We start from the raw sequence: 24,552 nt of genomic DNA, 5'->3' as shown, positions 1-24,552 counted from the left end.
ATCGCGGCCGTGGCATTGGGAACTGGGATCCACGCGTCGCCACAACAGGCAGGACCACAGTCGCAGGCCGTGCCGGATCCGCAGGAGTGCACCAAACTCAAGGGCCTCGATGCGCAGATGGCCTGCCTGAAACTGGCGATGCAGGCCCTGCAGCCTCCATCCGACGCGGAGCCGATCCTGCCGCCCGACGAGCCACCCGTGGGCGGCGATCCGGCCTCGGGGGCGTGTTACCTGAGCGGCAAGACCCAGCCGGTGTGGCCCAACGGGCAGCCGATGGGCGGCACGGTCACGGCCGACCAGTGCATCGCCAACCACGGCGTATCGGTCGCGGAGTTCGCGCAGTTCTGCGAGGCGGGACTGCAGGCCGGCCAGCAGGCGGGACCCAACAATCTGGTGCTGCGCTACCGGAAGGCCTGTCCGGCCAATCCGAAGTCCATGTGCAGTCTCAAGAACCTGCCACGCGCAGGCGCCGATCCGGATGATCCGGCCAGCTACACCGCACGCGTGGACTTCCACTTCTATCCCGCGAACGCGCAGCAGGCGGACGAGGCCGGTTGCGAGGACAAGCGGTTCTTCTGAGCGTCAGGCGTAGGCAAATTCGTGCCGCTCCCCGCCGCGCACCCACAGTGCGCGGTCGGGGCGGACGCTGAGCCACCAGGTCTGCGGCGTGCCGCGCGGCGACTTCGCCGCGAACCCGGCCGGCGTGAGCAGCGCGACGCAGCCGCCATGCCGCGGATCGCGCACCGACGCGTAGCGGATCGCCTCGACCCCGGCATCGCGCGTGCGCCGCGCCAGTTCCTGGGTGGCGGCGTAGCTGTCGGGGTCGCGCCAGTGCCTGGCGTCGCGGACCAGGGGTGGCTTGCGCAGGTCGATCGCCAGCACCCGGAAGCCGGCCTTGAACGCGGTGTGCGCGACCGCGTCGATGCGGGTGAGCGCGGGGGCGTCGCGCAGGAAGCGCCAGCGCCAGTAACCGAGCTCCGCGCACGCGGTCGCCAGGCGCTCGGCGGCATAGAACACGCCCGGCTCGCCGGCCGCGCGGAAGCGCGAGCCGCGCGGCAGCGGCGGATAGCGGAACGGGGTCGCGAGCAGGTAGTGCAGGCCGCGCGTCGCGGCCGGCAGGGGCGGCTTGGCGGCTTCGAGCAGGTCCTCGAGCAGGACCTGTTCCTCGACGCTGTCCACGAGCTTCATGGTCGCGGCCGCGTGCTGCGCCTCGACCACCCGCCAGCCTTCGCCCGCCCAGCGGCGCGCTTCAGCCGCGAGCGCGGTGGGCGTCCAGGTAATCGACGACATGGACCAGGCCCTGCGGGCTCAGCACCAGTTCCTTCGGCACCCCGTTGAGGCCGAGGTTCTCGGAGCCGAGCCAGGTGCGCGCGGCCTCGCGGTCGCCGACGATCGAATCCAGCGAACGGAACAACCGCACCAGCAGCAGGCCGAGCTCGCCGGCCTTGCTCTCCGGATCGAGCTGCAGCCGGCCCTGGTGCAGGCGGGTGACGCTGGCCGCGCTGAGTCCGAGCACGCGGGCGAGCGCGGCGCGCGAGAGCTGCAGGTGCTCGGCGGCGCGGACCACGGCCTTGGACAGGACCGCGCCCGGATCGAGGCCGGGGGCGGGGGTAGGGCGGGCCTGGCTGGGCATGGGACCTCCTTTCACATGAAAGGATAGTGCATCTTTATTTCCCATGCAAACCCGCTACTGGTGCCTGTCGGGGAGGCCTCCGATGGTGTCGCTGCGCACGTCGTCGCTGAAGTCGCGCCGGCCGTTGCCGCGATCGCCGATGCCGTCGTCGAGGTTCTCGTCGAGCAGGTCGCCCTGGTCGTCGACCCCGATGTTGTCCATCGCGGCGATCGAGCGGGGATCCTTCAGCGCCGGTCCGTCGGTGTCGGGAAGTTCGCTGCCGTCGTCGACGCGCTTCTCGTCGCGCGGCGCGCCGGGGCGGGTGGGGTTGGACTTGGCCATGGCTGGTTTTCCCGGGTTGGTTTCCGTGGTGGGGGCGCTGCGTATCATGGGCACATGGCCCATGAAGCCCTCGACAACCCGTTCTGGTCCTCGCTGCGGACCCGCCATCGCGACATTGCCCTGCTGGCCGACGATGTCGCCCGTTACCCCACCGAATACGCGCCGTTCCTCGGCGTCCCGTCGCCCGATGCCCGCGTGGACGAAGCGCTGCAGGCGCTGGTCGCGCCAGGGGAAACCGTCTACCTGCTGGGCGTGCTGCCGCAGGTGCCGGCCGGCTGGCACTGCGAGGCCTTCCGCCCGCTCGCGCAAATGGTGCGCGAAGCACCCATCCCGGTACCCGAGGGGCCGGAGGTGGCCGAGCTCGATGCCTCGCAGCAGGCCGACGCCATCGCCCTGACCGCGCTGGTCTACCCGCACTATTTCCGCCAGCGCACGATGGACCTGGGCCGCTATTTCGGGATCTACATGGACGGCCGCCTGGCGGCGATGGTCGGCGAGCGCCTGGGCACCGCCGACACCCGCGAGCTGAGCGCGATCTGCACCCACCCCGACTTCACCGGCCGCGGCTATGCGCGCCGGCTGACCGCGATGCTGGCCAACGACAACCTGGAGCGCGGCTGCCTGCCGTTCCTGCACGTCAGCCACGAGAACACGCGCGCGCTGGAGCTCTACGCGAAGCTCGGCTTCCGCCACCGCGCCGACATCGGCTTCTGGTCGCTCCGCCGCCCGTAGGAGCGGCGCTCCTACAGGCCGGGGTGGTAGACGCGCTCGACGTGGCCCTCGAGCTGGTCCGGCCAGAAGTAGACCTCGCGCAGGTTGCCGGTGCTGTAGCGCTCGGCCTCGTCGTTGAAGTGCGGTGAATCCGGATGGCCGCTGGCGCCGCCGGCGGTGATCGCGCGGGCGCGCACCCGCTCGCCGAACTCGACCACGGCGACGAAGCTGTTGCCGCTGGTGCCGTAGTAACGCTTCGTGCCCGGGTAACGGCGCGCGCCGAACGAGGCCAGCGAGCCCCAGCGCGATGAGGTGAACGGCACCGGGATGCTGGGTTTCGCATCGTCGAACGGCTGCTGGAGGTCGCCGGTCAGGCGCTGGAAGCGGTTGATCTCGCCCCAGGGCACGCCCCAGCTGCCGAAGTCGGATTCGAGCCGTTCGACCGCGGTGGCCAGTGCCGCGAGCCGCTGCGCGGAGACGTCGTCGCGTTCCATGTAGTCCAGCAGCCGCTCGCCGGCCGCGCGCGCGTCGTCGGACAGGTCGCTCCACAGCTGGTCGCCCCAGAACACCGCCAGCGAGGTCGGCATCGAGGCGATGTTCCAGCGGTAATCCCAGTCGCGCAGCATGGCCACCGGACCCTGCAGCCGCGTCCGTCGCGGATCGTCCGCGGGCAGCGCGTCGTAGTCGGCGACCAGCATCGGCACCAGCCGCGCGAACGCCACCAGGTACGGGTCGTAGGCGGTGGCGATCAGCTTCTCCATCGTGAAGCCTTCGGCGTCGGCGAGCAGCCGCAGCACGTTCTCGCCGCGCGGGTTCTCGCCGAAGGTGTCCATGTAGCGCGGGTAGTCCTCGATCCGCGGGCTGTGCGCGCCGGCGGCCGAGTAGGGCCAGTTGTTGGTGTTCATCACCCAGCCGTTGGGCGGGTCGATGACGTTGGGCAGGTCCGCGATCGCGTGCAGCCCCTGCCAGGCTGTGTCCGCGCCGGCGGGGACCGGCTTGGTGTAGTCGAAGCGGTCGTCGCGCACCGGCATGAACTGCGGGTGCAGGTAGGCGATCTCGCCCTTGTCGCTGGCGAACAGCGTGTTGTTGGAAGAGTTGGCCTTGCGCCGCGCGACCTCGAGGTAGCTGGCGAGGTCGTCGGCCTTGGTGCGCAGCCAGCTCTGCTCGAGCGCGGCGATCGGCTCGACCATCAGCGCGGTCGCCACCAGGCCGTCGTCGCCGCGCCGCGTCACCGGCCCGTACTTCGAGTGCAGGGTGTCGAAGCTGCGTTCGCCGAGGCTGCCGTCCGGCTTGCGGTAGCGCAGGGTGATGGCGCGGGTCTCCAGCGGCTCGGCCACGTCGAGCACGAATTCGTCGATGTTGTCGGCGCCGGTGGAGGTGTGCATCCAGCCGACGTGCCGGTTGAAGCCCTGGTAGATGAAGAACTGGCCCCAGGTCGCGGCGCCGTAGGCATCCAGGCCCTCGTCGCTGCTCATCTGAAGCTCGGAGCGGAAGAAGAACGAGGTGTGCGGGTTGATCAGCAGGAGCGCATTGCCGTTGGCGGTGCGCGACGGGGCGATCGCGATGCCGTTGGAGCCGGTGGGCTCGCGCAACGGGTCGGCGGGCGCACGCAGCGCCAGCGTCATGCGCGGATCGGCGCCGTACAGTTCCGCCAGCGCGCCCAGCGGCACCCGCTCGATGTCGCCACCGATGCTGCCCTCGGTGAAACTCAGCGCCATCCACGGCTCGTAGCGTTCGATCGCGAGCCTGGGGACGTCGGGATGGGTGGCCAGGTAGTGGTTGAGGCCGTCGGCCCAGGCGTCCATCAGCCGCTGCAGCCAGTCCGGGCTGTCGGCATAGGCCTGGCGCAGCTTGGCGTGCGGCAGGTACATGCGCGCGCGCAGGTCCTGCCAGAGCGCCTCCTCGCCGTCGGCCTCGGCGGTGCGTCCCAGCGCGAACAGGAAGTTGCGCTCGATCCGGTTGTAGTCGTCCTCGGCCTGCGCGTAGACCATGCCGAACACGGCGTCGGCGTCGGTCGCGCCGTGCACGTGGGCCAGGCCCCAGTCGTCGCGGGTGATGGTGACGGCGCGCGCGTGGCGTGCGCGGCGCTCACGGTCGGCATCGGCGCGGGTGTCGTCGACGCTGGCGTCGGCGCCCGGTTGCGGCGGGGTCGCGGCCACCGGCATTGCACAGGCAACGAGGGCGGCCAGCGCCAGCAGGCGTAAGCTATGGGTGAAGGGCCCGGTCATGGCGGAACCCTATCAGGTCCGGTTCCTGTCAGTCCGGTTCATCGCCCGTTAGCATTACCGACATCCCGCTGGCCCACACTGTCCGCATGCATTGCCGCCCGTTCCCGATCCTCCTGCTGGGCGCGTGCCTCGCGCTTGCCGCCTGTGGGCAGGAGCCGCCGTCGGCTCCGCCGCAGCCCGTACTGACCAGCGCCGACAACGGCGGCGGCGCCATCAGCACCCCGGCCTCCGAGAAGCGGCCGCTCGCGGAAGACGTGCTGGAGGGCACCAAGTGGCCGCCGGCGAAGCTGTCCTCGGGCAACGCCTACGTGAGCTGCAGCACCGACTACGTCGAGGACGGCGACGGCGAACCGCTGGTGGACCTGGGCTACCTGAGCGTGCTCGACGCGCTCGCGCCCTGCCGCGAGACCGGCGTGGTGCGGTTGCGCTACGAAGGCAAGATCACCAGCGACTTCGCCGACCTGGTCGAGCGCACCACCGCGATGGCCGAGCGCATGGAGATCGAGCGGCGCGTGCTCGACATCGACTCCTCCGGCGGCATGGTCGAGGACGGCATCCGCGCCGGCGACGTGATCGCCGAGTCGCACTGGACGATCTGGGTGCGCGAGGGCGACATGTGCCACAGCGCCTGCGTGTTCGTGCTCGCCGCCGGCGACAACCGGCTGGTCGCGGGGCCCGTGGGCATCCACCGCATCATCCGCCTGCAGTCCGAGGCCACCACCCGCGCCGAACTCGACGCGGAGCTGCGCGGCGTGCACGACAACATCAAGGCCTACCTCTCGCGCAACGGCGTGGACGTGGCGGTGGCGGACATGATGATGACCGTGCCGAGCCGCGCGCTGCGCCTGCTGACCCCTGAGGAACTGCGCCGCTACGGCATCTCCGGCCGCAACCCGGCACAGGAAGACCTGGAGCGGATCCAGCTCGCGCGCAGCTGCGGCATCGAGTTCGTGCATCGCAAGGAGGCCTTCGTGCGCGCGTTCGAGCAGCAGTGCGCGGGCGACGAGGGCGGGGAAGTGGACGCCATGGCCGAGTGCGGGGTGGCGCTGCGCGCCCGGTTCGGCTTCCCCGACCCGGAATGCCCGGAGCAGAGCCCGCTCTCGGAGTACGACGCGCTCACGGCCGCTCGAACGCCCTGATCTCCGCCAGCAGCGCTTCCGCGCCCTGGACTCCGCAGCCGGCGTTGTCGGCGTCGATGGCGTCGGCGATGCGGCTGGCGCGCCGGCGCAGGTGCCGGAACCACCACAGCGTGGCGGCGAAACCCGCGATGCCGACCGCGAGGTTCCAGGCCATGAAGCGCAGGCCGATGTCGGCGCCCGTCGCCCACTTGGCCAGCACCTCGACCAGCGGCAGCCACAGCACCCAGAACGCCAGCCCAAGCAGCGGCGCCACCCGCGTGCGCCAGTAGCGCAGCAGGCCCAGGTACTTCTGGATGGTGAGCACCGGCTGCGCGTAGTTGATCCGCAGCGCGAGCAGCAGTTCGACCACCGCGGAGACCACCAGCGCCACGCTCCAGGCATGCATCAGCAGGCCGCAGGCCAGCGCCAGCGGCTCGTGCAGGTGCGCGATCCAGAAGCGGGCGAAGAACACCGTCATCGCCACGCCGGCCAGCGCCTGCAGCGACTGCCCCGCCAGCAGCGGCCACAGCCTGGCCTTGGCGCGGCGCACGCGGTCCCCGGTGGCGAGTTGCAGGTTGAGGTCCTGCTGGTGGCGGAGGCGCTGGTCGAGTTCCTTCCAGGCCTGGCGGAGGTCGTGCAGTTCGAGGGTGTTGTCCATGTCAGGCTCCTGCGTCGGGGGAGAGTTGCTGGCGGATGCGCTGCTTCAGGCGGCTGAGGCGGGTCCCGACGTTGCTTTCGCGCAGGCCGAGCACTTCCGCGATCTCGCGGTGGCTGCGGTCCTCCAGGTGGAGCAGCAGGAGCGCGCGGTCGAGCGGGGCGAGCCCGCCCAGTACGCGCTGCAGCAGCAGTTCGCGTTCGCCGGCGCCGTCGGCATCGTGGTGGGCGGCGTCGTGCAGGCCTTCCTCGAGCGGCACGTGGTGGCGTTCGCGCAGGCTGCGCCCGCGCAGGTGCGAGATCGCAACATTGAGCGCGATCCGGTACATCCACGTGGTCAGGCTCCGGGACGGGTCGTACCCGGGCCAGGCACGCCACAGTTGCGCGGCGATCTCCTGGCCCAGGTCCGCCCGGTCATCCGGGTTGCTGGCGTAGCTGTTGACGACCTTGAACACGATGCCGGCGTGCTGCTCGAGCACCTCGGCAAAGGCGCGCCGGTCGTCGCGTCGCATGGCGGCGGCTGTTTCCATCCTGGTTCCCGTCGCGGGCGCCGGAGCGCCCCTCGGGAACCATGATTCGCGCCGGGGCGCGAAACGTCACACCCGTGGCGTCACTTGCCGTTGACGCTGAACCGGCCGGGGCCGAGCAGCGCGATCGCGACCGCGGTGCCGATGAACATGCCCTGCAGCTCCAGCGCCCAGCCACCGCTCTGGTTGAGCTGGCCGAGCTCGCCCATGTGCGCGAGGCCGATCGCGAACAGCATGTTGACGAGGATCAGCAGCGCGCCGATGCGGGCGTGGAAGCCGGCGATCACCATCAGCGGCGCCAGCACCTCGCCGATGTACGCGCCATAGGCGATGAAGCCGGGCAGGCCGGCCGCGGTGACCATGCCCACGATCGGGTCGATCCCGCCGCGGATCTTGGCCACGCCGTGGAGCAGGACCAGCATTCCCAGGGTGACGCGCAGGACCAGCTTTCCGATATCCACCTGGTTGTTCATCGTCTTCCCCTTGCGGTAGGACGCCGGAGCGGCGCCGGCCCCGAGCATAGAAGGTCCCGGGCCGGTCCGCATTGACCGGCCCTCAGCCGCTGGTGACGTCCTTGGACTCGCCGGTGGCCAGCACCTCGACATGCTCGATCCGCTGCGGCCGCACCAGCAGGGGGTAGGCGACCACTGCCCCGAGGATGATCACCACCCCGGCGTAGAACCCCGGGTCGAGTTCGTGCTGCTCGCCCAGCAGCAGGATCGCCAGCACGATCGCGTAGACCGGTTCCAGGTTGACCGCGAGCTGCGCGGCGAAGGCGCTCATGTGGCGCAGGGCGACCAGCGACAGCGCGAACGGGAACAGCGTGCATGCGAACGCGAGCGCCAGCAGCAGCAGGCCGTCTCGCAGGCCGGGAAGCACGAACACGTCGCCGCCGAACACCGGGAACGCGACCGCCATCAACGGTGCCAGCGCGGTCAGGGCCAGGGTCCCGGCGCCCAGTTCGACCGCGGTCATGGTCAGCGGATCGGTGCGTTCGACCAGGCGCTTGTTGAGCGAGCCGAACAACGCCACGAAGAACGCGGACAGCGCACCGACCGCGATCCCCAGGCGCATGTCCACCGGCACCCCGCCGACCACCAGCGCGACGCCGGGCAGCACCGCGATGCCGAGTCCGAGCTCGCGCGCCGAGAACCTGCGTCCGGCCAGCTTCGGCTCGGCCAGCGCGGTGAACACCGTCGCCAGCGCCATGCAGGTGGCGCCGACCGAGGCGTTGGCGAGCTTGATCGAGCCGTAGAAGGTCAGCCAGTGCAGCGACACCAGCACGCCGATGCCGGCGTAGGCGAGCAGCAGCTTCGGCGGCAGCGCGCGCAGCCCCCGCCACACCCGCGGGACCAGCGCCAGCGCCAGCACCACCAGTCCCATGCGCCACCACACCAGCGGCAACGCGGGCAGCGTGATCAGCTTGCCGAGGATCGCGGTGAAGCCCCACAGCACCACGCACAGGTGGATCTGCAGGAACGCCTTGCGGGTGTCGGTCATCGGCATCGCCGCATTCTAGGGCCGGGACGGGCTAGGGCCGGTACGGCGCGGACTCGCGCAGCAGCCAGTCGGCGAACGCCTGCGCATCCGCGCCGAGGCGGCGATGCGAGGGATGGATCAGGTAGTAGCTCCAGCGCGCGGGCATCGACGGTACCGGCAGCCGCGCCAGCTGGCCCGACTCGAGGAACGGCGCCACGATCCTTTCGCGCGCCAGCGCGACGCCGAGTCCGAGCGCGGCGGCGTTGAGCGCGGCGTTGGAGTCGGTGAACTGGTAGTGCTCGTCGGGTCGCGCCTCGCGCACCCGGGTCCAGCGGAACCAGTCGTGCCAGCCCTGGTGGCCGGCATCGGAGATCAGGCGCGCGGCCGCGATGTCCGCCGGGGTGCGCAACCCGTCGAAGCCGGGAAGCGAGGGCGACGCCACCGGCACCAGGACCTCGTCCATCAGCAAGCGAGCGCTCAACCCCGGCCATTGGCCGCCCCCGAGACGGATGCCGAGGTCGGGGCCGCCGTCGTCGAAGCGGGTGAGCGCGAAGCCGGTTTCGAATCCGATGCGCACGTCCGGATGCGCCGCGACGAAACCCGGCAAGCGTGGCTGCAGCCAGGCGACGAGCCAGGAATGCAGGGTGGCGATGCGCACCCGCGGCTCGTCGCGGCCGCTGCGGATCCCGCGCACGACCTCGTCGAGGTCGGACAGGCTGCTGCCGGCGGCATCGGCCAGCCGCCGCCCGTCGGGGGTCAGCAGTACCCCGCGCGCGTGGCGGTGGAACAGTTGCACGCCCAGCCAGCCTTCGAGCTTGCGCACGTGGTGGCCGACCGCTCCGGCAGTGAGGCTGAGTTCCTCCGCGGCGTGGGCGAAGTTCTGGTGCCGGGCCGCCGCCTCGAACGCGGCCAGCGCCGGAAGCCATCCGGAACGGAGCATGGCAAGACCTCAATGGATTTGATGCCTGACGCAAGAAGTATGCGCTTGTGCGCCCCCCGGCGCCACGGACAATGGCCCACAGACAACAACCACTTGAAGGCCACGCCATGTCCAGCACTGCCGGCAGCCTGCCCGCCACCCCCTCCCTGGAGGCCCCGGAGCGGCTGGCTTCCCTCGAGCTCCTCCTGCTCGGCGCCATCTGGGGCGCGTCCTTCCTGTTCATGCGCGTGGCGGCGAGCGACTTCGGCCCGGTGGCCCTGGTCGAGGTGCGGCTGGCGCTCGGTGCGCTGGTGCTGCTGCCTTTCCTGTGGCGGGCGCGGGCCAGGTTCCCGCTGCGGCTGTGGCCGAAGCTGGCGCTGATCGGGGCGATCAACGCGGCCGTCCCCTTCATCCTGTTCGCCTGGGCCGCCGAACGCGCGCCGGCGGGCATCGGCGCGATCTCGAACGCCTTGACGGTGCTGTTCACGGCGCTGGTGGGCCTGCTGTTCTTCGGCGAGCGCATCGGCGGACGGCGCGCGCTGGCGCTGGTGGTCGGATTCGCCGGCGTGGTGGTGCTCGCCAGCGGCCGGACCGCCGGCAGCGGCATCGGCATGGCGGTGGCGGCCGGCGCAACCGCGGCCTTCCTCTACGCCGTGGGCCTGCACCTCGTGCGCCGGCATCTCACCGGCCTGCCGTCCGGCGCGGTGGCGGCGGCGACCGTCGGCGCGTCCGCGCTGCTGTTGCTGCCGTTCGCGGTCGCCGCCTGGCCCTCGCAACCGGTGCCGCTGCAGTCGTGGGTGTCCGCCGCGCTGCTCGGCGTGCTGTGCACCGGGCTGGGCTTCGTCATGTACTACCGGCTGATCGCGCGCCTCGGCGCTGGCCGCGTGTCCACCGTGACCTACCTGATCCCGGTGTTCGGCGTGGCGTGGGCGTGGATGCTGCTCGGCGAAACCCCGACCTGGAGCATGGGCGTCTCCGCGTTGCTGATCCTGGGCAGCGTGGCGGCGAGCCAGAAGGCGCGTTGAGCTCAGTCGCCGCCGAGCGCGGCGAGCAGCGCCATGGCCGCCGCCGGATTGCGCTCCTTGGCGGCGGCGATGAAGAACACGAACACGTCGCGCGGACGTCGCGGGGCGGGTTCGGCCGAGATCCGCGGCAGGTCGGCGGGTTCGCCGCCTTCGGCCCACTCGCGTGCGCGGCTCGCCCATGCCTCCAGTTCGGCCGTCGGATAGCCGGTGGCGACATCGCTGCGAGCGCGCATCAGCCGGGCATAGGCGAAGTCGGCGGTGAGGTCGGCGAACGACGGGTGTTCGGCGGAATCGGTGAACACGGTGGCGCACCCGTGGCTGCGCGCCAGCGCGAGGAAATCGCCATCCACGAAGGCCGGGTCGCGCACGTCCAGCACGTGGCGCAGCGCGACTCCGTCCGCCTGCTTCGGCAGCAGCGCGAGGAATGCAGTGAAGTCGTCGCGGTCGATGCGCACGCCGCGGTCGAACTGCCACACCAGCGGTCCCAGCTTCGCGCCCAGCGTGGCGATGCCGCCGACGAAGTCCTCGACCTGCGGGCCGGTGCGCGCCAGCACCCGCGCCTGCATGACCCGCTTCGGCGCCTTGGCCGCGAACACGAAGCCGTCCGGGGCCTCGTCGCGCCACCTGGCGTAGGTCGCCGGCTTCTGCGTGCCGTAGTAGGTGCCGTTGACCTCGATCGCGGTGACGTGGCGGCTCGCGTACTCGAGCTCGCGCCGCTGCACCAGCCCCTTGGGATAGAAGTTGTCGCGCCAGGGCGCGTAGGTCCAGCCACCGATGCCGACGCGGATCGTGCCGGCGTCCGTCGCGCCGCTCATGCCAGCGGCTGCGCGCGTCCGAACAGGTAGCCCTGGCCCAGGCGGCAGCCCATCGCGAGCAGGGCGTCGCGTTGCGCTTCGGTCTCGACGCCGACCGCCAGCACCTCGAGCTCGAGCGCGTGCGCCAGCGCGACCATGGCCGCCAGCACCGCACGGCTGCGCCCGGCCTGTTCGCCGTCGAGGCGGGCCACGAAGCTGCGGTCGATCTTGACCATGCGCAGCGGGAAGCGGTGCACGTACGCCAGCGACGAGGCGCCGGTGCCGAAGTCGTCGAGCGCCGCCTCCACGCCGCCGTCGCGCAGGCGCTGCAGCACCGCGGCGACGCCGCCCGGGTCTTCGAGCAGCACGCTCTCGGCCAGTTCGATGCGCAGCCGGCGCGGGTCCACGCCGGTCTCCTCGAGCATGCCCAGCAGGCGCGCATCGAAGTCGCCCTCGCGGAACAGCCGCGGCGAGACGTTGATCGTGACGAAGCCGTCGCCGGGCAGGCGCGCGGCGGCGAGCGCGGCATGGCGGAAGCTGCGCCAGTCGATCGCCGCGAGCTGGCCGCTGTCCTCCGCCACGCGCAGGAACTCGCCGGCCGCGAGCACGCCGCGGCGCGGGTGGCGCCAGCGCAGCACCGCCTCGTGGCCGATCACCGCGCCGTCCTCCAGCCGCACCAGCGGTTCGAACCACGGCGCGAACTCGTCGCGCGCCAGGCCCTCGCGCAGCTCCTGCTCCAGCGCGATGGTGTCGCGGGCCGCGCGGCGCAGGCTGTCGTCGAACGGCACGTAGCGGTTGCGGCCGCATTCCTTGGCGCGGTACAGCGCCATGTCGGCGTCCTGCAGCACCTCGTCCACCAGGGTGTAGGCGCGGCCGCCGTCGCCGACCGCGATGCCGATGCTGGCGCTGGCCTGCAGTTCGCGGCCGCCGGCGCTGAACGGCCGGCGCAGGGCGTCGATGATCCGCTGCGCGACGCCGGTGGCGCGCGCGCCCGGGTCCGGGTCCTCCAACAGCACCGCGAACTCGTCGCCGGACAGGCGCGCCACCACGTCCGGCGCACCGACGATCGCGCCCAGCCGGCGCGCGACCTCCTTGAGCACGCCGTCGCCGACGAGATGGCCGAGGCTGTCGTTGATCTGCTTGAAACGGTCCACGTCGATGTACAGCAGCGCGAAGCCGACCGCCTCGCCGGCCTCGCGCCGGTCGATCGCGCGCGCGACGCGGTCGCGCAGCAGCACGCGGTTGGGCAGGCCGGTGAGCGGGTCGTGCAGCACCTGGTGGCGGAGTTGCGCCTCCGCCTGCTCGCGCTGCTCCACCTGCTCGCGCAGCTCGCGGGTGCGCTGCTCGACGCGGTCCTCGAGGCGGGCATTGGCCTGGCGCAGGGCCTCGGCCGCCTGGCGGCGCTGCAGCGTGCGCGTGATCTGGTGGGCGGCGAAGTTGAGCAGTTCGGCGTCGCGCGCGTCGTAGGCGCGGCTCTGCGAGTAGGACTGCACCACCACTGCGCCGATCACCCCGTCCACGCCGGCCAGCGGCGCGCCCAGCCAGCTGGTGACCAGCGGATCCACGTAGCGGGGGTCCACCTCGCCCTGGCGCACCAGCTCGATGGTGCGCGCCGGATCCACCACCTGCGGCGTGCCGCTGCGCAGGACGAATTCGGTCATGCCGCGCCCGAACGGGCGCGTGGACCAGTCGGTCTCGCAGGCATCGACCGCGAACGGGAAGCTGACCTCGCTGCCGTCCGCGGACAGCAGCGCGATGTAGAAGTTGCGGGCGTGGATCAGGCCGCCGACGATCGCGTGCACCTGGCGGTAGAAGGCGATGCTGCTGTCCTCGCTGCTGCCCAGCGCCGCCAGCTTGTAGAGCGCGGCCTGCAGGCGCTCGCCGCGCTGGCGCTCGGCGACCTCGCGGCTCAGCTCGCGGTTGGCCTCGGCCAGCTGGCGGGTGCGTTCCTCGACCCGGCGCTCGAGCTGCTCGCGCGCGTCGCGCCGTTCGAGCGCGGTCAGCACGTGCTCGGCGACGAAGCCCAGCAGGGTCATGTCCGCCTGCGTGTAGCGGGTGCCCTCGAGGTAGCTCTGCACGACCAGGATGCCGATCACGCGACCGTCGCGGAGCATCGGCACGCCGAGCCAGTCGGTGCTGTCGGCGCCGTGCAGGTGCAGCGGACCGGAGGCCTGTGCGCGCAGCTCCTCGGTGCTGCCCATCATCGGGCGCGCGTCGCGCACCAGGTACCAGCTCAGGCCGCGCTCGATGCGCGACAGCGGCACCACCTCGTCCGGGGCAGGGCCGGCCTGGTCCACGGTGTCGGCGAAGTAGGCGAAGCGCAGGCTGTCCTGGTCCTCGTCGTACAGCGCGATGTAGAAGTTCTCCGCGTACATCAGGCCGGAGACGATCCTGTGCAGGCCGCTCAGCATGTCCGGCATGTCCAGGCTGGAGCCGGCCATGTCGGCGATCGCGTAGAGCGCGCGCTGCAGCTGCTCGGCCTTCTCGAGCTGGGCCACGGTGGCCTGCAGGCGCTCGCGCGCGAGCAGTTCGGCCATGCGTTCGCCGGCCGCGGCACAGGCGGCGAGCACGGCGGTGTCGCCGGCGGCGTGGCGGTGCAGGCAGAGCATGGCCACGCCGCCCTCGCCGTCGTCGCACAGGGTCAGGAAGCGGGCATCGGCGCGGGCGCCGGCGGCGTGCGCGCGGACCGCACGCGCGACCAGGCGGTCGCTGGCCGCGTCCGGCGCGCCCTGGATGGCCTCGGGCCAGCGCGTGGACCACAGCGCCGCCTCGGGCCGCAGTGCCGGCAGTTGCGCGAACAGCGCCGCGCACACTTCGCGCGGGCTGGACGCGGACAGCAGCACCGCGGCGAAACTGTCGCCGGGCGCGTCGTGCACGGTATCGGGCTGGCTGCCGCCTTGTCGCATCTGGGTCCCCTGTCCGGGGACAGCCTAGCGTCGGACGCGCGGCCGGGGCGTGACGCCGGTCCCGCGTTAGGCCCCCGGGCGGCCTCCGGGGCCGCCCTAGGCGCCGCGGTTCAGCGTGCGATCGCGGCCAGGCCGTGCAGGCGTGCGATCCGCCCCCAGGCGATCGCGAGCACGATCGCCTGCCCGACCAGGAACGACAGCACCGCCGCGCCCGCGCCGATCCCGTCCACGGCGAGCCGCAGCCAGCCCAGCAGCGCGGCCAGGCCGAAGCCGGCGACGCAGGTCACCACGTACACCAGCAGCGTCGCCAGCGGACGGCGCAGCAGCAGCTTGAGGCCGCGCCACCACGCACGCACCACCGAGCGCAGCGCCGGGTCGGCGCCGAGCCAACCGCGGCCGGCCTCGACGGTGACGTGGGCGAGCACGCCGAGCACCACCATGACGATGAGGCCGATGCGCGTGGCCGACTCCACCTCGGAGGCGAGGATCGCGTCCTCGGTGCCGGCCTGCAGCGCGCCCAGCACGATGCCGCCGAGCAGGATCGCCAGGCCGATCGGGAGCACCGACCACAGCATCATGCGCAGCATGCGCCAGTATTCGGACAGCCCGCCCGCGGCCAGTTCCGCGAAGCCGAGGCGGCGGCCGGCGCGCAGCGAGGCGACGACCATGCCGGTCAGCCACGGCGCGAGCAGCAGCATCAGCAGCCCGCTTCCCCCCAGGGCCGCGGCCAGCCACTGCCCGTGCTCGCCCATCTCGCCGAGGCCTTCCAAGAGCAGCGGCAGGTCGTCGCCGGCGGCGATGACCGCGGCGTGCACGCTGTGCCCGAACTGCGCCTGCAGCGAGGTCCACAGCGGCGTCGCCACCAGCAGCGCGGGCACCAGCGTGGCCAGCAGCCACAACAGCAGCAGGCGCCACTGCAGCGCGGTGCCCAGGGAGGAGAAGGCGGCGCCCAGGCCGCCACGTCGGGATGCGCGGTTCATAGGCTCACCATGAAAGCGAAGAAGGCCTGCAGCAGCGAGGCCACCTGGGTGGAGATGCGGGTCGCGACCGACGCGTCGGAGTCGAGCGTGCGGCTGTCGTCGAGCTTGTTGGCGTCGAGGTAGTGCTTGCCGGCCGGATCGAGCACCGCCGAGACCGCGCGGCTGGGCGTGGTCCAGGTGAAGCGCTGCCACGGGCGATCGCCGCTGAACTCCACGGTCTCCTTGCTGCCGTCGGCGAAGGTGACCGTCAGTTGCTGCGGCACGTCGGCACCGGCGCGGCGCACCAGCACCACCGTGCGGTAAGGGAAGGGGCCGGCCTCGCCCGGCTTCGCATCGGCATGCTTCTGCGCCCAGGCCTTGCGCTTGTCGGAGATCTCCTTGTCGATGTCCGCGCGGGTCAGCTCGACGCGCTTGCCGTCGCGCATCGCGTAACCGGGCTGCGGCAGCACCTCGACGCTGGACAGGCTGGCGATGCGGTCGTCCACCTTGCTCACGCCGTAGACCTGCTGCGCGAACAGGCGCTCGACGGTCTCGCGCTGGCCGGTGCCCTCGATCATCGCCTCGCGGAAATCGGCGATGCTCGGGTGGCGGAACTTCCAGCGCTCGTAGTACAGCTTGAACGCGCGCTCCAGCGCCTCCTTGCCGACCTGCGCCTCGAGGTCGCGCATGGCGGTCGCGGTGCGCGAGTACACGGTGCCGTAGCTGCGGCCGGACATGCGGTTCCAGGAATTCTGGCCCAGCGGGTCGGCCGGCGAAGCGGTCATCGCCGCCATCCGCTCGTAGCCGAACACCGGCAGCTTGAAGTCGATGCCGAGCTTGCGCATCCAGCCGGCGGACAGGTTCACCTTGCGGCCGGCCTCGGTCAGCATGCGCTGGTCCCAGAACTCGTTCAGGCCCTCGTCGAGCATCGGCTCCTCGAACTCGTTCGAGGCGAGGATGCCGTAGAAATAGCCGTGGCCGAACTCGTGGATGGTGACGAAGTCGAGCAGGTCGCGGAACAGCGTGCCTTCGGCGACGTCCGGATAGCTCGAGGCGGTGAAGAACGTCGGGTACTCCATGCCGCCGGCCTCGCCCGCGCCGTACGGCGGGATCACCACGGTCACCGTGCGGTAGGGGTAGGGGCCGAGCGTGCGCGAGAAGTACTCGAGCGAGGCAAGGGTGGCGTCCAGCGCCGGCTGCGCGTTGTTCTCGTACTCGGGCGTGTACAGCACGCGCACGGTCACGCGCGGGCTGCCGGGACCCTCGTAATGGCCGACCAGCGGCTCGGCATAGCGCTTGTCCGCGGTCCAGGCGAAGTCGTGCACGTCGTCCTGCACGAATCGGTGCGTGACCATGCCGTCGCGTTCGACCGGCTTGTCGCTGCCGTCCTCGAACACTTCCTCGCCGGTGGCGCCGACGGTGTAGCCGGCCGGGACGGTGATGCGCACGTCGTACTCGCCGAAGTCGGCGTAGAACTCGCTGTGCGCGTGGAATTCGTGCGCGTTCCAGCGCGGCGCGGTCGCACCGCGTTCGCCGGGCAGCTCGAGCACGCCGATCTTCGGGAACCACTGCGCGACCAGGTGGAAGCTGCCGTAGTAGCCGGAGCGCGCGACCACGCGCGGAAGCTGGTCGAAGAAGGCGATGTCGAGCGTGGTGCTCGCGCCGGGGGCGACCGCCTGCGGCAGGTCCAGGCGCACCACCGTGCGGTCGGTCTCCGGGCCGCCGTCGGGCTGCACGAAGGCCCACTGCACCGGCTGGCCGGCCTGCTCGACCTTGTCCAGGCGCGTGTAGCCCCATTCGCCGTCGCCGGTGCCGACGCCGCTGCGGAACTGGTCGTTGCCTTCGCGCAGCTCGGTCATGAAGGTACTGCCCGGGCCCTCGAACGCGTTGAGGTACAGGTGCAGGTAGACGCTGCACACCGGCTGCGCGCTGCGGTTGCGCCAGGTCAGCTTCTGGCGGCCGCTGACGGTGTGCTTGTCGGGATCCAGGGTGGCGTCGATCTCGTAGCGCACCACGCGGTCGGACAGGGTCGGCTCGTCGCCGGTGCGCGGGCCGCCCCAGGCGTCCGGCGCGCTGGGCACGGTGACCGCGGCAGCGTCGGCGCCGGCGAGCGGGATCGCGGGACAGTCGCCGGCCGGCGCGGCCGCTTCCGCTGCGATAGCGTCAGTGGTTTCCGGCGCGGCGGCCTCAGGCGCGGCCTGCGCGTGCACGGCCGACGCGTGCATGGCCAGTGGCAGCCAGGCGGCCAGCGCCCAGGCCAGGAGCATTCGCTTGCAAGGCATTGGTGGTTCCCCGGGTGACACGAATGCCCGAGGGTGCTGCAAGACGGCGCCCGCCGCAACCGCCGGCGGTCATGCGCCCGGCATCGTTGCCGGGGCTCAGTCTTCCTCTTCCTCGAACTCCACCAGCACGTCCATGTCGAAGGCCAGCGCCTCGACCGCCTCGCGCACCTTGCGTGCGGTGGCGGCGTTGCCGGCCTCGACCTCGATCTCGTGCGCGTCCGGGCCGTTGCTCTCGCTGAGCCCGGCGGAGCTGGAGTCCGCGTCGTCCATGCGGTCCATCATGTCGGCCACTTCCTCCACGTGCTCGATGCCGTCCAGGCTCTGCAGCAGGTTGGAAATGGCACGGACGTCGTCGTCGCTTCCGGTGAGGCGCATGCGGAGGATCGGCATGGACAGGTCTCGGGGTGGGGTGCGGGCAGCCTAGGCAGCCCGGGGCCAATGCCGCGTGATGGCCTCAGGGCGCCTCGCGCACCGGCAACGGCACGTTGCACAGGTCGATGTGCCCGGCTGGGACCTTGTACCAGCCGTCGTCGCGGTTGCGGCGCATCTCCACCAGGCGCGCGAACAGCGGGGTGTCGGTGCGCAGGACCTGCAGCGGCACGTGCTGGTCCGCCGGCAGCTCGCTGGCCAGGCGGATCGAGGCGATCGGCGTGCGCAGCGCCGGGTCCTCGTAGAAGCCCATCGGTTCCGGTCCGCGCCGGATCGTGCTCAGCAGTTCCATGCCCCGGAGCACGCGCCCGACCACGGTGATGTTGCGGTCGAGCTGGCGCGGCGACTGGCCGATGACCACGTACAGCTCGGCACCGGTGCTGGAATCGGCGGCGACGTCGCGGCCGGCGCCGAGTGCGCCGTAGCAGTGCGCCAGCCAGGCCTCGCCGGTGGCCGGGTCGCGCCCGGCCGGGAAGGCTTCGACGAAGCCGACCTCGGGGGCGTAGCCGTCGCGGTCCGGGAGCGCGTCGAACGGCAGCCCGGCGGCGGCGCGGGTGAATTCGGCCGGCAGGTGTTCGCGGGCCTCGCCGAGCGGCTTGCGCGCGGCCTCGTCCTCGGTCGGGTCGCCGAACTGGACCACGAAGTTGTCCTGCGACCGGTAGATGCTGAGGCCGTCCCAGAAATGCCCGCGCGCCAGCGCCCGGATGTTGGCGACGTGCTCCGGGGCGAAGCGCGGCGCCAGTTCGATCACCACCCGGCCGCCGGGGATGTCCACGTACAGCAGGTTCTCCGGATCCGGCGTGCGCCAGTCCGAGGGCGCGGACGCGTCCAGCAACTGCTGCGGCGACCGAGGCGGAGCCTCGTCGGCAGCCAGGGCCGCGGACGACGCGACAAACAGGGACAGGGCGAGGGGCAGGGTGCGGGCAAGGCGCATCGGCGGCTCCGGGGTGGACGTCTGCCGCCGATTCTAGGGCCGGCATGACTACTGGCACGTTCGCTATATCGAACTTGGCAATAGAGTGCGGGCCATGACCCAGGCCCCCGACCCGATCGAGCCGCTGCTGCGCAAGTTCCAGAAGGAACTCAGCGCCGGCACCGTCTCGCTGGCCCTGCTCGGCGTGCTCGCCGGCACCGACGAGCCGATGTACGGCTACCAGATCGCCAAGCGCCTGGAGCAGGTCGGCGACGGCGTGCTCGCCGGCAAGCAGAGCGCGCTGTACCCGGTGCTGCGCAACCTCGAGGCGGCGGGTGTGCTCGAGAGCTTCGTCGAGCCGTCCGACGCGGGGCCGCCGCGCCGCTACTACCGCATCACCGCCCTCGGGCGGAACGTCCTTCGCGCCTGGTCCGGAGCCTGGCGCGCCACCCGTGATTCCGTCGATTCCGTCCTGCAGGGGGACATCCCATGAACACCGAGCAGTCGCGTCCGTTGCCGACCTCCATCCCCGAATACCTGGCGCAGCTGCGCGCCGCGCTCGCCGGCGCCGATCCCGCGCTGGTGCAGGACGCGCTCTACGACGCCGAGGAATACCTGCGCTCGGAACTGGCCGAACAGCCGGGCCGCTCCGAGGCCGAGGTGATCGCCTCCGTCGCCGGCAGCTACGGCGCGCCGGAGGAGGTCGCCGATATCTACCGCGACACCGAAGCCACGGTGCAGACCGCGCTGCGCGCGCCGGCGCCGCCGCCGCGGCGTTCGGCGCTGGGCCGCTTCTTCGGCGTGGCCGCGGATCCGCGCACCTACGGCGCGATGTTCTACGCGGTGCTCGCGCTGGCCACAGGCATCTTCTACTTCACCTGGGTGGTGACCGGCATCTCGCTGTCGCTCGGGCTGGCGGTGATCATCATCGGCATCCCGTTCCTGATCCTGTTCCTCGGCTCGGTGCGGCTGCTGTCGCTGGTGGAAGGGCGCATCGTCGAGGTGATGCTCGGCGAACGCATGCCGCGGCGGCCGCTGTACGCCGACCGCGACCGCCCGGTGCTGACCCGCATCGGCGAGATGTTCACCGATCCGCGCACCTGGTCGACGCTGCTGTACATGCTGCTGATGCTGCCGCTCGGCATCCTCTACTTCACCCTCGCGGTGACGCTGCTGTCGGTGTCGCTGGCGCTCGTGGTCGCGCCGCCGCTGGCGATGTTCGGCGCCTTCGACGGTTGGACGCTGTCCGGCGGCTGGATCGGCTACTGGGGCCCGAGCATGTGGGAGCCGGCGACGATGCTCGGCTGGTGGGAACTGCCGATCGCGTTCGCCTGCGGCGTGGTGCTGCTGTTCGCGACGCTGCACCTGCTGCGCGGGATCGGGCGGGTGCACGGGGGGATCGCGAAGCAGTTGTTGGTGAAGGTCTGACTACGGGACTTCCAGGGACGTGGGGGTGTCGCGGCGGGCGGGGGAGAGCCAGCAGTGGCTGCCTAGCTGGGTGAAGCCCAGGGACTCGAAGCGCTTGCGGTAGAAGGCGGCGGGGCGGGGGTGGAACTCGTCGTCGTCGCCTTCGGTGCTGTCCTCGCGGGTGAAGGTCTCGAGGAAGGCGACGCTGCCGCAGAGTTCGGCGAGCCCGGGCAGGCCCTTGTCGAGTTCGCGCGCCGGCAGGTAGTGCAGCACGTCGCTGCACACCAGCAGGTCGGCCGGCGGGCATGGGCGCAGCAGCGCGAAGTCGGCGAAGCGGGCGAGGTGCAGGTTGCGGCTTCGGCCGTAGCGGCCGACCGCGTACTCGCTGGCGTCGAAGCCCAGGTACTGCACGCCCGGTCGCAGCTTCAGCAGCGGCGCGCGCCACGCGGCCTCGCCGGCGCCGATGTCGAGCACGGTGCGCAGCGGGCGCTCGAGGTGGTACTCGGCGGTGGCGACCGCGAGCGCCACCTTGCGTGCGAGCCGGCGGGCGCCGCCGATGCCGCCGCCGCGGTACCAGCGGTCGAAATAGGATTTGTCGTAGCGTTTGGCCATGGTGGCATCCTATCGTGGCGCCCACCGCGCCGACGGAGCACCGCATGACCGCCTACCTGATCGCCAAGACCGCCCACATCGTGTTCGTGATCGCCTGGATGGCGGCGCTGTTCTACCTGCCGCGGATCCTGCTCAACCTGGTCGAGGCCGGCGACGTCGCGCCGGTGCGCGAGCGCCTGTTGCTCATGGGGCGGCGCCTGTACCGCTTCGGCCACATCATGTTCGGGCTGGCGTTCGTGCTCGGGCTGGTGCTGTGGCTGGGCTACCGCGTGATCCCGGACTTCCCGACGATGGTGGCGCAGGGCAGCGGCTGGCTGCACGCCAAGCTCGGGCTGGTGCTGCTGCTGTTCGCCGCGTGGGTGGTCAGCGGGCGCTGGCTGAAGCGGGTCGCGCGCGGCGGCACGCTGCCTTCGGCCAGCGCGCTGCGCTGGTTCAACGAGATCCCGGTGCTGGTGCTGGCCGGGATCGTGTGGCTGGTACTGGCGAAGCCGTTCTGACGGGGTCGCGGCGCTAGCGCCGCTCCTACAGGAAGGCGTCCGGATCCGGCAGTTCGACCGGGACGCCGTTGCCGTCGCAGTAGCCGGCATTGCACAGCCCCTCGCGCAGGCGCGGGTTGGCCTGCAGCAGGAAGTGGAAGATCGCGTTCTGCTCGACGCTGCCGCGCACCGCGCCGGCGCCCGGGCCGCGCGCCCAGATGCCGACGTCGTCGCCGCCGTGCGACTCTGCGCCGAGCGGCACGATCGCTTCCTGCAGGTAGTCCGGCGCGGCGGTATCCACTGTGGCCAGGTCGGGGCGGCCTTCGCCACCGACGTAGCCGGGACCGTTGGCGTAGACCAGCGTGGTGTAGGGGAGGCCGTCGTCGTCGGTGGCGACCGCGACGCTGCCGTCGGGCTGCTGCTCGCGCACCAGGCCGAGGATCGGATTGCCGCGCACCGGGTAGCCGACGAACGACATCGTGTGCGCGTGGTCGGCGGTGACCAGCACCAGGGTGTCGTCGGCGGAAGTCATGGCGTCGGCGACCGCGACCGCCTCGCTCATCGCAATCGTGTCGCCGAGCGCGCGGAAGGCGTTGCCGTCGTGGTGGGCGTGGTCGATGCGCGCGCCCTCGACCAGCAGCACGTAGCCGTTCGGGTTGCGCGACAGGCGCTCGATCGCGGCGCGGGTCATCTCGGCCAGCGAAGGCTCGCCGGAGGCGTCGCCGGCGCGGTCGTGCTCGTACTGCATGTGGCTGGGCTCGAACAGGCCGAGCAGCGGCGCGTCCACCGGCGCGGCCGCGAACTGCGCCGCGTTCCAGGCGTAGCGGCCGCCGGGGTGGCGGGCGAGCCACGCGTCCACCAGGTTGCGGCCGTCCTTGCGGCGGCCGGACTTGTCCGGGTACTCGGGGTCGGGCATCCCGGCCGGCAGGAAGTTCGTGCGGCCGCCGCCGAGCAGCACGTCGGGGCCGTCGCCGTACGGCGTCTCGATCATCTGCAGCGCGATGTCGGTGCAGCCGGCGGCCTTCGCGGCCTCCGGCAGCTGCGCGTCGTTCTCCCAGTTGCGATGGGCGGAATGGGAGAAGGTGGCGGCGGGCGTGGCGTGGGTGGCGCGCGCGGTGGTCACCACGCCGGTCGCCATGCCGGTTGCCTCGGCCAGTTCCCACAAGGTCAGCACGCCGGCCTCGCGTGCGGCGGCGCAGTCGCCGAGGCGCGCGGACTGCCCGATGCTGATCACGCCGGCGCGGGTCTTCACCCCGGTGGCCATCGCCGACATGGTGCCGGCGGAGTCGGGGGTCTGGGTGTCGGTGTTGTAGGTCCGGCTCAGCGCGGTGTGCGGGAAGCGCTCCCACGCGAGCCGGTGCTCCTCGCCCGGAGCGCCTTCGCGCTGGCCCGCGAGGATGCGCGCCGCGGCCACCGTCGGCAGGCTCATGCCGTCGCCGACGAACAGGATCAGGTTGCGCGCGCGTCCCTGCATCGCGCCGTTGCCGGCGGCCTGCGCGGCACCGTCGCGGAACCACCAGGCCGCGGTTTCGCCATCGGGGCGGCGGATGTCCGGCACGTCCACGGCGATGCCTTGCACGGGTGCGGCATCGGTACGGGGTGCCGGGGTAGCGGCACAGGCGGCGAGCGAACCTGCAAGCAGGGCAGCGACGAGCGGGCGCATTGACGTCATCGATCGGTCCGGTGGGTGGCGTGCCGCGCATTATCGCCCCATTGCGTTACATTCCACCGATGAGACTGGTCAAGGCGTGGTTCCGCATTCCGTTCTGGCAACGCGTGCTAGCCGGCTTCGTGCTGGGCGCGCTGGCGGGCTGGGCCTTCGGCCCCGCCGCGGACACCTGGTTCGGTCCGTTCGGCGACCTCTACGTCACCCTGATCAAGCTCATCGCCGCGCCACTGGTGTTCTTCGCGGTGATCCACGCGGTGTCCTCGCTGCACGGGCAGAAGTCCATGGTCGCGCTGGGCGGGCGCACGTTCGCGTGGTTCGCGTTCACCGCGATGCTGGCGGTGGGCGTGGGCCTGGCGGTGGGCACGGTGATGCAGCCCGGCGTCGGCGTCGGCGCGCTGACCATCGCCTCCGACTACGTGCCCAAGGTGGTGCCGGACCCGGTCCAGGTGCTGATGGACGTGGTGCCGTCGAACGCGTTCTACGCGCTCACCGGCATCGGCGAGACCACCAACGCGGCCGGGGAGACGGTGCTGGCCGCGGGCAAGGGCTCGATCCTGCCGGTGATCTTCATCGCCGCGCTGGTCGGCTTCGCGATGGTCAAGCTGGGAGAGCGCGTGGCGATGGCGCGCAAGCTCGCCGGCGAGGCCAGCGAGCTGATGATCCAGGTCACCCGCTTCGTGCTCGAGGTGACCCCGATCGGCACCTTCGGCCTGATCGCCGCGCTGGTCGGCAGCTACGGCTTCGAGAAGCTGCTGCCGCTGGGCAGCTTCGTGATCGCGCTGTACATCGCCTGCGCGATCCACATCGTGTTCGTCTACGGCGGCCTGCTGGTGGCGCACGGCCTCAATCCGCTGAAGTTCTTCCGCGGCGCCGCCGGCGGCATGCAGGTCGCGTTCGTCAGTTCGTCGAGCTTCGCCTCGCTGCCGGCGGCGTTGCGCAGCGTGACCCACAACCTCGGCGTGGACCGCGACTACGCCGCGTTCGCGGTGCCGCTGGGGGCGAGCATCAAGATGGATGGCTGCGGCGCGATCTACCCGGCGCTGGCGGCGATCTTCATCGCCCAGTACACCGGCGTGCCGATGACCGCCGACCAGTACCTGGTGGTGATGCTGGCCTCGGTGCTGGGCAGCTTCGGTACCGCCGGCGTGCCGGGCACCGCGGTGGTGATGGCGACCGTGGTGCTGAGCGCGGCCGGCCTGCCGCTGGAAGCGATCGGCTACCTGTACGCGATCGACCGCGTGCTCGACATGATGCGCACCATGACCAACGTCACCGGTCAGATGCTGGTGCCGGTGCTTGTGGCGCGCGAGACCGGGTTGCTCGACCGCGAGACCTACGAGGCCGCCTCCAGCAACCTCGGCGTGGCCGAGGGCGAGGCCGCCGAGTCGCATCCGGTGCGCGACGCCGCATAGCGTCACTGCCACCCGGCGAGAGGGGGCATGACTTCCGGGCGATGGGCAGGCGCGCGGCCGGGCGCTAGCGTGGCTGCA

25 protein-coding genes are annotated in these 24,552 nt (G+C 71.7%); 8 read left to right on the top strand and 17 right to left on the bottom strand.

The window, feature by feature from the left end; translation table 11 throughout:
- Positions 1-69: 69 nt before the first annotated feature.
- Positions 70-579 carry a hypothetical protein gene (locus E4F25_RS04585; protein ID WP_140909037.1) on the top strand — a complete coding sequence of 170 codons (510 nt, stop codon included), beginning with the start codon at positions 70-72 and terminating at the stop codon, positions 577-579.
- A gap of 3 nt (positions 580-582) precedes the next feature.
- On the opposite strand, the gene E4F25_RS04580 is transcribed toward E4F25_RS04585, so the two are convergent.
- From E4F25_RS04580 to E4F25_RS04570, 3 genes are read right to left on the bottom strand one after another with little or no spacing between them, the layout of a single operon-like run.
- Positions 583-1,290, bottom strand: a complete 708-nt coding sequence (locus E4F25_RS04580) for an RES family NAD+ phosphorylase (protein ID WP_140909036.1) — start codon at positions 1,288-1,290, stop codon at positions 583-585.
- Positions 1,250-1,633, bottom strand: a complete 384-nt coding sequence (locus E4F25_RS04575; RefSeq protein ID WP_140909035.1) for an antitoxin Xre/MbcA/ParS toxin-binding domain-containing protein — start codon at positions 1,631-1,633, stop codon at positions 1,250-1,252. Before E4F25_RS04575 ends, E4F25_RS04580 begins: the two co-directional genes overlap by 41 nt.
- 54 nt (positions 1,634-1,687) lie before the next feature.
- Positions 1,688-1,954: a hypothetical protein gene (locus tag E4F25_RS04570; RefSeq protein ID WP_140909034.1), complete on the bottom strand. Its 267-nt coding sequence runs from the start codon at positions 1,952-1,954 to the stop codon at positions 1,688-1,690.
- A 54-nt stretch (positions 1,955-2,008) separates the two neighbouring features.
- On the opposite strand from E4F25_RS04570, the gene E4F25_RS04565 reads away from it, so the two are divergent.
- The gene (locus E4F25_RS04565) at positions 2,009-2,686 is read left to right on the top strand and encodes a GNAT family N-acetyltransferase (RefSeq protein ID WP_140909033.1); all 678 of its coding nucleotides are present in this window, start codon (positions 2,009-2,011) and stop codon (positions 2,684-2,686) included.
- An 11-nt stretch (positions 2,687-2,697) separates the two neighbouring features.
- Here the strand turns inward: E4F25_RS04565 and E4F25_RS04560 are convergent, their stop codons facing one another.
- Entirely contained in the window at positions 2,698-4,893 is a 2,196-nt protein-coding gene (locus E4F25_RS04560) for a penicillin acylase family protein (RefSeq protein WP_246069748.1), read from the bottom strand.
- Between the two features lie 86 nt (positions 4,894-4,979).
- On the opposite strand from E4F25_RS04560, the gene E4F25_RS04555 reads away from it, so the two are divergent.
- On the top strand, positions 4,980-6,032 hold the full coding sequence (locus tag E4F25_RS04555; RefSeq protein WP_140909032.1) for a COG3904 family protein: 1,053 nt from the start codon (positions 4,980-4,982) through the stop codon (positions 6,030-6,032).
- Here E4F25_RS04555 and E4F25_RS04550 read toward each other — a convergent pair.
- The 5 genes from E4F25_RS04550 to E4F25_RS04530 all read right to left on the bottom strand — a co-directional run bounded on the left by E4F25_RS04550 (position 6,010) and on the right by E4F25_RS04530 (position 9,611).
- Positions 6,010-6,669 carry a hypothetical protein gene (locus E4F25_RS04550; RefSeq protein ID WP_140909031.1) on the bottom strand — a complete coding sequence of 220 codons (660 nt, stop codon included), beginning with the start codon at positions 6,667-6,669 and terminating at the stop codon, positions 6,010-6,012. The genes E4F25_RS04555 and E4F25_RS04550 overlap by 23 nt on opposite strands.
- A gap of 1 nt (position 6,670) precedes the next feature.
- Positions 6,671-7,195: an RNA polymerase sigma factor gene (locus tag E4F25_RS04545; RefSeq protein WP_140909030.1), complete on the bottom strand. Its 525-nt coding sequence runs from the start codon at positions 7,193-7,195 to the stop codon at positions 6,671-6,673.
- Positions 7,196-7,275: 80 nt separating this feature from the next.
- Positions 7,276-7,665 (bottom strand): DoxX family protein, encoded by a 390-nt coding sequence (locus tag E4F25_RS04540; protein WP_140909029.1) that lies wholly within the window; start codon positions 7,663-7,665, stop codon positions 7,276-7,278.
- A gap of 82 nt (positions 7,666-7,747) precedes the next feature.
- The gene (locus E4F25_RS04535) at positions 7,748-8,698 is read right to left on the bottom strand and encodes a DMT family transporter (protein WP_140909028.1); all 951 of its coding nucleotides are present in this window, start codon (positions 8,696-8,698) and stop codon (positions 7,748-7,750) included.
- A gap of 25 nt (positions 8,699-8,723) precedes the next feature.
- Positions 8,724-9,611 carry a LysR substrate-binding domain-containing protein gene (locus tag E4F25_RS04530; protein WP_140909027.1) on the bottom strand — a complete coding sequence of 296 codons (888 nt, stop codon included), beginning with the start codon at positions 9,609-9,611 and terminating at the stop codon, positions 8,724-8,726.
- 107 nt (positions 9,612-9,718) lie between these two features.
- Here E4F25_RS04530 and E4F25_RS04525 point away from each other — a divergent pair, with 107 nt between their 5' ends.
- The gene (locus E4F25_RS04525) at positions 9,719-10,615 is read left to right on the top strand and encodes a DMT family transporter (protein WP_140909026.1); all 897 of its coding nucleotides are present in this window, start codon (positions 9,719-9,721) and stop codon (positions 10,613-10,615) included.
- 2 nt (positions 10,616-10,617) lie between these two features.
- On the opposite strand, the gene E4F25_RS04520 is transcribed toward E4F25_RS04525, so the two are convergent.
- The 6 genes from E4F25_RS04520 to E4F25_RS04495 all read right to left on the bottom strand — a co-directional run bounded on the left by E4F25_RS04520 (position 10,618) and on the right by E4F25_RS04495 (position 18,919).
- Positions 10,618-11,430, bottom strand: a complete 813-nt coding sequence (locus E4F25_RS04520; RefSeq protein WP_140909025.1) for a DUF72 domain-containing protein — start codon at positions 11,428-11,430, stop codon at positions 10,618-10,620.
- On the bottom strand, positions 11,427-14,315 hold the full coding sequence (locus E4F25_RS04515) for a sensor domain-containing diguanylate cyclase (protein ID WP_140909024.1): 2,889 nt from the start codon (positions 14,313-14,315) through the stop codon (positions 11,427-11,429). Before E4F25_RS04515 ends, E4F25_RS04520 begins: the two co-directional genes overlap by 4 nt.
- 110 nt (positions 14,316-14,425) lie before the next feature.
- Positions 14,426-15,295 (bottom strand): hypothetical protein, encoded by an 870-nt coding sequence (locus E4F25_RS04510; RefSeq protein ID WP_140909023.1) that lies wholly within the window; start codon positions 15,293-15,295, stop codon positions 14,426-14,428.
- Positions 15,292-17,556, bottom strand: coding sequence for a M1 family metallopeptidase (locus E4F25_RS04505; RefSeq protein ID WP_246069747.1), 2,265 nt, complete (start codon positions 17,554-17,556; stop codon positions 15,292-15,294). Before E4F25_RS04505 ends, E4F25_RS04510 begins: the two co-directional genes overlap by 4 nt.
- A 96-nt stretch (positions 17,557-17,652) precedes the next feature.
- Positions 17,653-17,946, bottom strand: a complete 294-nt coding sequence (locus E4F25_RS04500) for a hypothetical protein (RefSeq protein WP_140909022.1) — start codon at positions 17,944-17,946, stop codon at positions 17,653-17,655.
- 64 nt (positions 17,947-18,010) lie between these two features.
- Complete coding sequence (locus E4F25_RS04495) at positions 18,011-18,919, bottom strand: peptidylprolyl isomerase (protein ID WP_140909021.1); 909 nt, start codon at positions 18,917-18,919, stop codon at positions 18,011-18,013.
- A gap of 94 nt (positions 18,920-19,013) precedes the next feature.
- Between E4F25_RS04495 and E4F25_RS04490 the strand changes: the two genes are divergently transcribed.
- Together E4F25_RS04490 and E4F25_RS04485 are read left to right on the top strand one after the other, a co-directional pair.
- Entirely contained in the window at positions 19,014-19,391 is a 378-nt protein-coding gene (locus tag E4F25_RS04490; protein WP_140909020.1) for a PadR family transcriptional regulator, read from the top strand.
- Positions 19,388-20,326: a sensor domain-containing protein gene (locus E4F25_RS04485; RefSeq protein ID WP_140909019.1), complete on the top strand. Its 939-nt coding sequence runs from the start codon at positions 19,388-19,390 to the stop codon at positions 20,324-20,326. Before E4F25_RS04490 ends, E4F25_RS04485 begins: the two co-directional genes overlap by 4 nt.
- Here the strand turns inward: E4F25_RS04485 and E4F25_RS04480 are convergent, their stop codons facing one another.
- Positions 20,327-20,917 carry a methyltransferase gene (locus E4F25_RS04480; protein ID WP_140909018.1) on the bottom strand — a complete coding sequence of 197 codons (591 nt, stop codon included), beginning with the start codon at positions 20,915-20,917 and terminating at the stop codon, positions 20,327-20,329.
- 44 nt (positions 20,918-20,961) lie between these two features.
- Between E4F25_RS04480 and E4F25_RS04475 the strand changes: the two genes are divergently transcribed.
- Entirely contained in the window at positions 20,962-21,414 is a 453-nt protein-coding gene (locus tag E4F25_RS04475; RefSeq protein WP_140909017.1) for a CopD family protein, read from the top strand.
- Positions 21,415-21,439: 25 nt separating this feature from the next.
- Here E4F25_RS04475 and E4F25_RS04470 read toward each other — a convergent pair whose 3' ends face one another.
- The gene (locus E4F25_RS04470; RefSeq protein ID WP_407062805.1) at positions 21,440-23,065 is read right to left on the bottom strand and encodes an alkaline phosphatase; all 1,626 of its coding nucleotides are present in this window, start codon (positions 23,063-23,065) and stop codon (positions 21,440-21,442) included.
- Positions 23,066-23,124: 59 nt separating this feature from the next.
- Here E4F25_RS04470 and E4F25_RS04465 point away from each other — a divergent pair, with 59 nt between their 5' ends.
- Positions 23,125-24,474 carry a dicarboxylate/amino acid:cation symporter gene (locus E4F25_RS04465; RefSeq protein ID WP_140909015.1) on the top strand — a complete coding sequence of 450 codons (1,350 nt, stop codon included), beginning with the start codon at positions 23,125-23,127 and terminating at the stop codon, positions 24,472-24,474.
- Positions 24,475-24,552: the final 78 nt, after the last annotated feature.

The sequence above is a fragment of the Cognatiluteimonas lumbrici genome, from assembly GCF_006476065.1.
GTDB classification, from domain to species: domain Bacteria; phylum Pseudomonadota; class Gammaproteobacteria; order Xanthomonadales; family Xanthomonadaceae; genus Cognatiluteimonas; species Cognatiluteimonas lumbrici.
Note: the sequence above shows the minus strand (reverse complement) of the source record. Positions and strands in the feature narration are given on the sequence as shown.

What these genes read in the sequence shown, in the direction of transcription:
- E4F25_RS04475 (WP_140909017.1), top strand. Translation starts at nt 20,962, where the DNA reads ATGACCGCCTACCTGATCGCCAAGACCGCCCACATCGTGTTCGTGATC.
- E4F25_RS04500 (WP_140909022.1), bottom strand. Translation starts at nt 17,946, where the DNA reads ATGCCGATCCTCCGCATGCGCCTCACCGGAAGCGACGACGACGTCCGT.
- E4F25_RS04490 (WP_140909020.1), top strand. Translation starts at nt 19,014, where the DNA reads ATGACCCAGGCCCCCGACCCGATCGAGCCGCTGCTGCGCAAGTTCCAG.
- E4F25_RS04555 (WP_140909032.1), top strand. Translation starts at nt 4,980, where the DNA reads ATGCATTGCCGCCCGTTCCCGATCCTCCTGCTGGGCGCGTGCCTCGCG.
- E4F25_RS04575 (WP_140909035.1), bottom strand. Translation starts at nt 1,633, where the DNA reads ATGCCCAGCCAGGCCCGCCCTACCCCCGCCCCCGGCCTCGATCCGGGC.
- E4F25_RS04470 (WP_407062805.1), bottom strand. Translation starts at nt 23,065, where the DNA reads ATGACGTCAATGCGCCCGCTCGTCGCTGCCCTGCTTGCAGGTTCGCTC.
- E4F25_RS04535 (WP_140909028.1), bottom strand. Translation starts at nt 8,698, where the DNA reads ATGCCGATGACCGACACCCGCAAGGCGTTCCTGCAGATCCACCTGTGC.
- E4F25_RS04510 (WP_140909023.1), bottom strand. Translation starts at nt 15,295, where the DNA reads ATGAACCGCGCATCCCGACGTGGCGGCCTGGGCGCCGCCTTCTCCTCC.
- E4F25_RS04495 (WP_140909021.1), bottom strand. Translation starts at nt 18,919, where the DNA reads ATGCGCCTTGCCCGCACCCTGCCCCTCGCCCTGTCCCTGTTTGTCGCG.
- E4F25_RS04480 (WP_140909018.1), bottom strand. Translation starts at nt 20,917, where the DNA reads ATGGCCAAACGCTACGACAAATCCTATTTCGACCGCTGGTACCGCGGC.
- E4F25_RS04570 (WP_140909034.1), bottom strand. Translation starts at nt 1,954, where the DNA reads ATGGCCAAGTCCAACCCCACCCGCCCCGGCGCGCCGCGCGACGAGAAG.
- E4F25_RS04465 (WP_140909015.1), top strand. Translation starts at nt 23,125, where the DNA reads ATGAGACTGGTCAAGGCGTGGTTCCGCATTCCGTTCTGGCAACGCGTG.
- E4F25_RS04525 (WP_140909026.1), top strand. Translation starts at nt 9,719, where the DNA reads ATGTCCAGCACTGCCGGCAGCCTGCCCGCCACCCCCTCCCTGGAGGCC.
- E4F25_RS04485 (WP_140909019.1), top strand. Translation starts at nt 19,388, where the DNA reads ATGAACACCGAGCAGTCGCGTCCGTTGCCGACCTCCATCCCCGAATAC.
- E4F25_RS04540 (WP_140909029.1), bottom strand. Translation starts at nt 7,665, where the DNA reads ATGAACAACCAGGTGGATATCGGAAAGCTGGTCCTGCGCGTCACCCTG.
- E4F25_RS04530 (WP_140909027.1), bottom strand. Translation starts at nt 9,611, where the DNA reads ATGCTCCGTTCCGGATGGCTTCCGGCGCTGGCCGCGTTCGAGGCGGCG.
- E4F25_RS04580 (WP_140909036.1), bottom strand. Translation starts at nt 1,290, where the DNA reads ATGTCGTCGATTACCTGGACGCCCACCGCGCTCGCGGCTGAAGCGCGC.
- E4F25_RS04515 (WP_140909024.1), bottom strand. Translation starts at nt 14,315, where the DNA reads ATGCGACAAGGCGGCAGCCAGCCCGATACCGTGCACGACGCGCCCGGC.
- E4F25_RS04505 (WP_246069747.1), bottom strand. Translation starts at nt 17,556, where the DNA reads ATGCCTTGCAAGCGAATGCTCCTGGCCTGGGCGCTGGCCGCCTGGCTG.
- E4F25_RS04560 (WP_246069748.1), bottom strand. Translation starts at nt 4,893, where the DNA reads ATGACCGGGCCCTTCACCCATAGCTTACGCCTGCTGGCGCTGGCCGCC.
- E4F25_RS04565 (WP_140909033.1), top strand. Translation starts at nt 2,009, where the DNA reads ATGGCCCATGAAGCCCTCGACAACCCGTTCTGGTCCTCGCTGCGGACC.
- E4F25_RS04550 (WP_140909031.1), bottom strand. Translation starts at nt 6,669, where the DNA reads ATGGACAACACCCTCGAACTGCACGACCTCCGCCAGGCCTGGAAGGAA.
- E4F25_RS04545 (WP_140909030.1), bottom strand. Translation starts at nt 7,195, where the DNA reads ATGGAAACAGCCGCCGCCATGCGACGCGACGACCGGCGCGCCTTTGCC.
- E4F25_RS04520 (WP_140909025.1), bottom strand. Translation starts at nt 11,430, where the DNA reads ATGAGCGGCGCGACGGACGCCGGCACGATCCGCGTCGGCATCGGTGGC.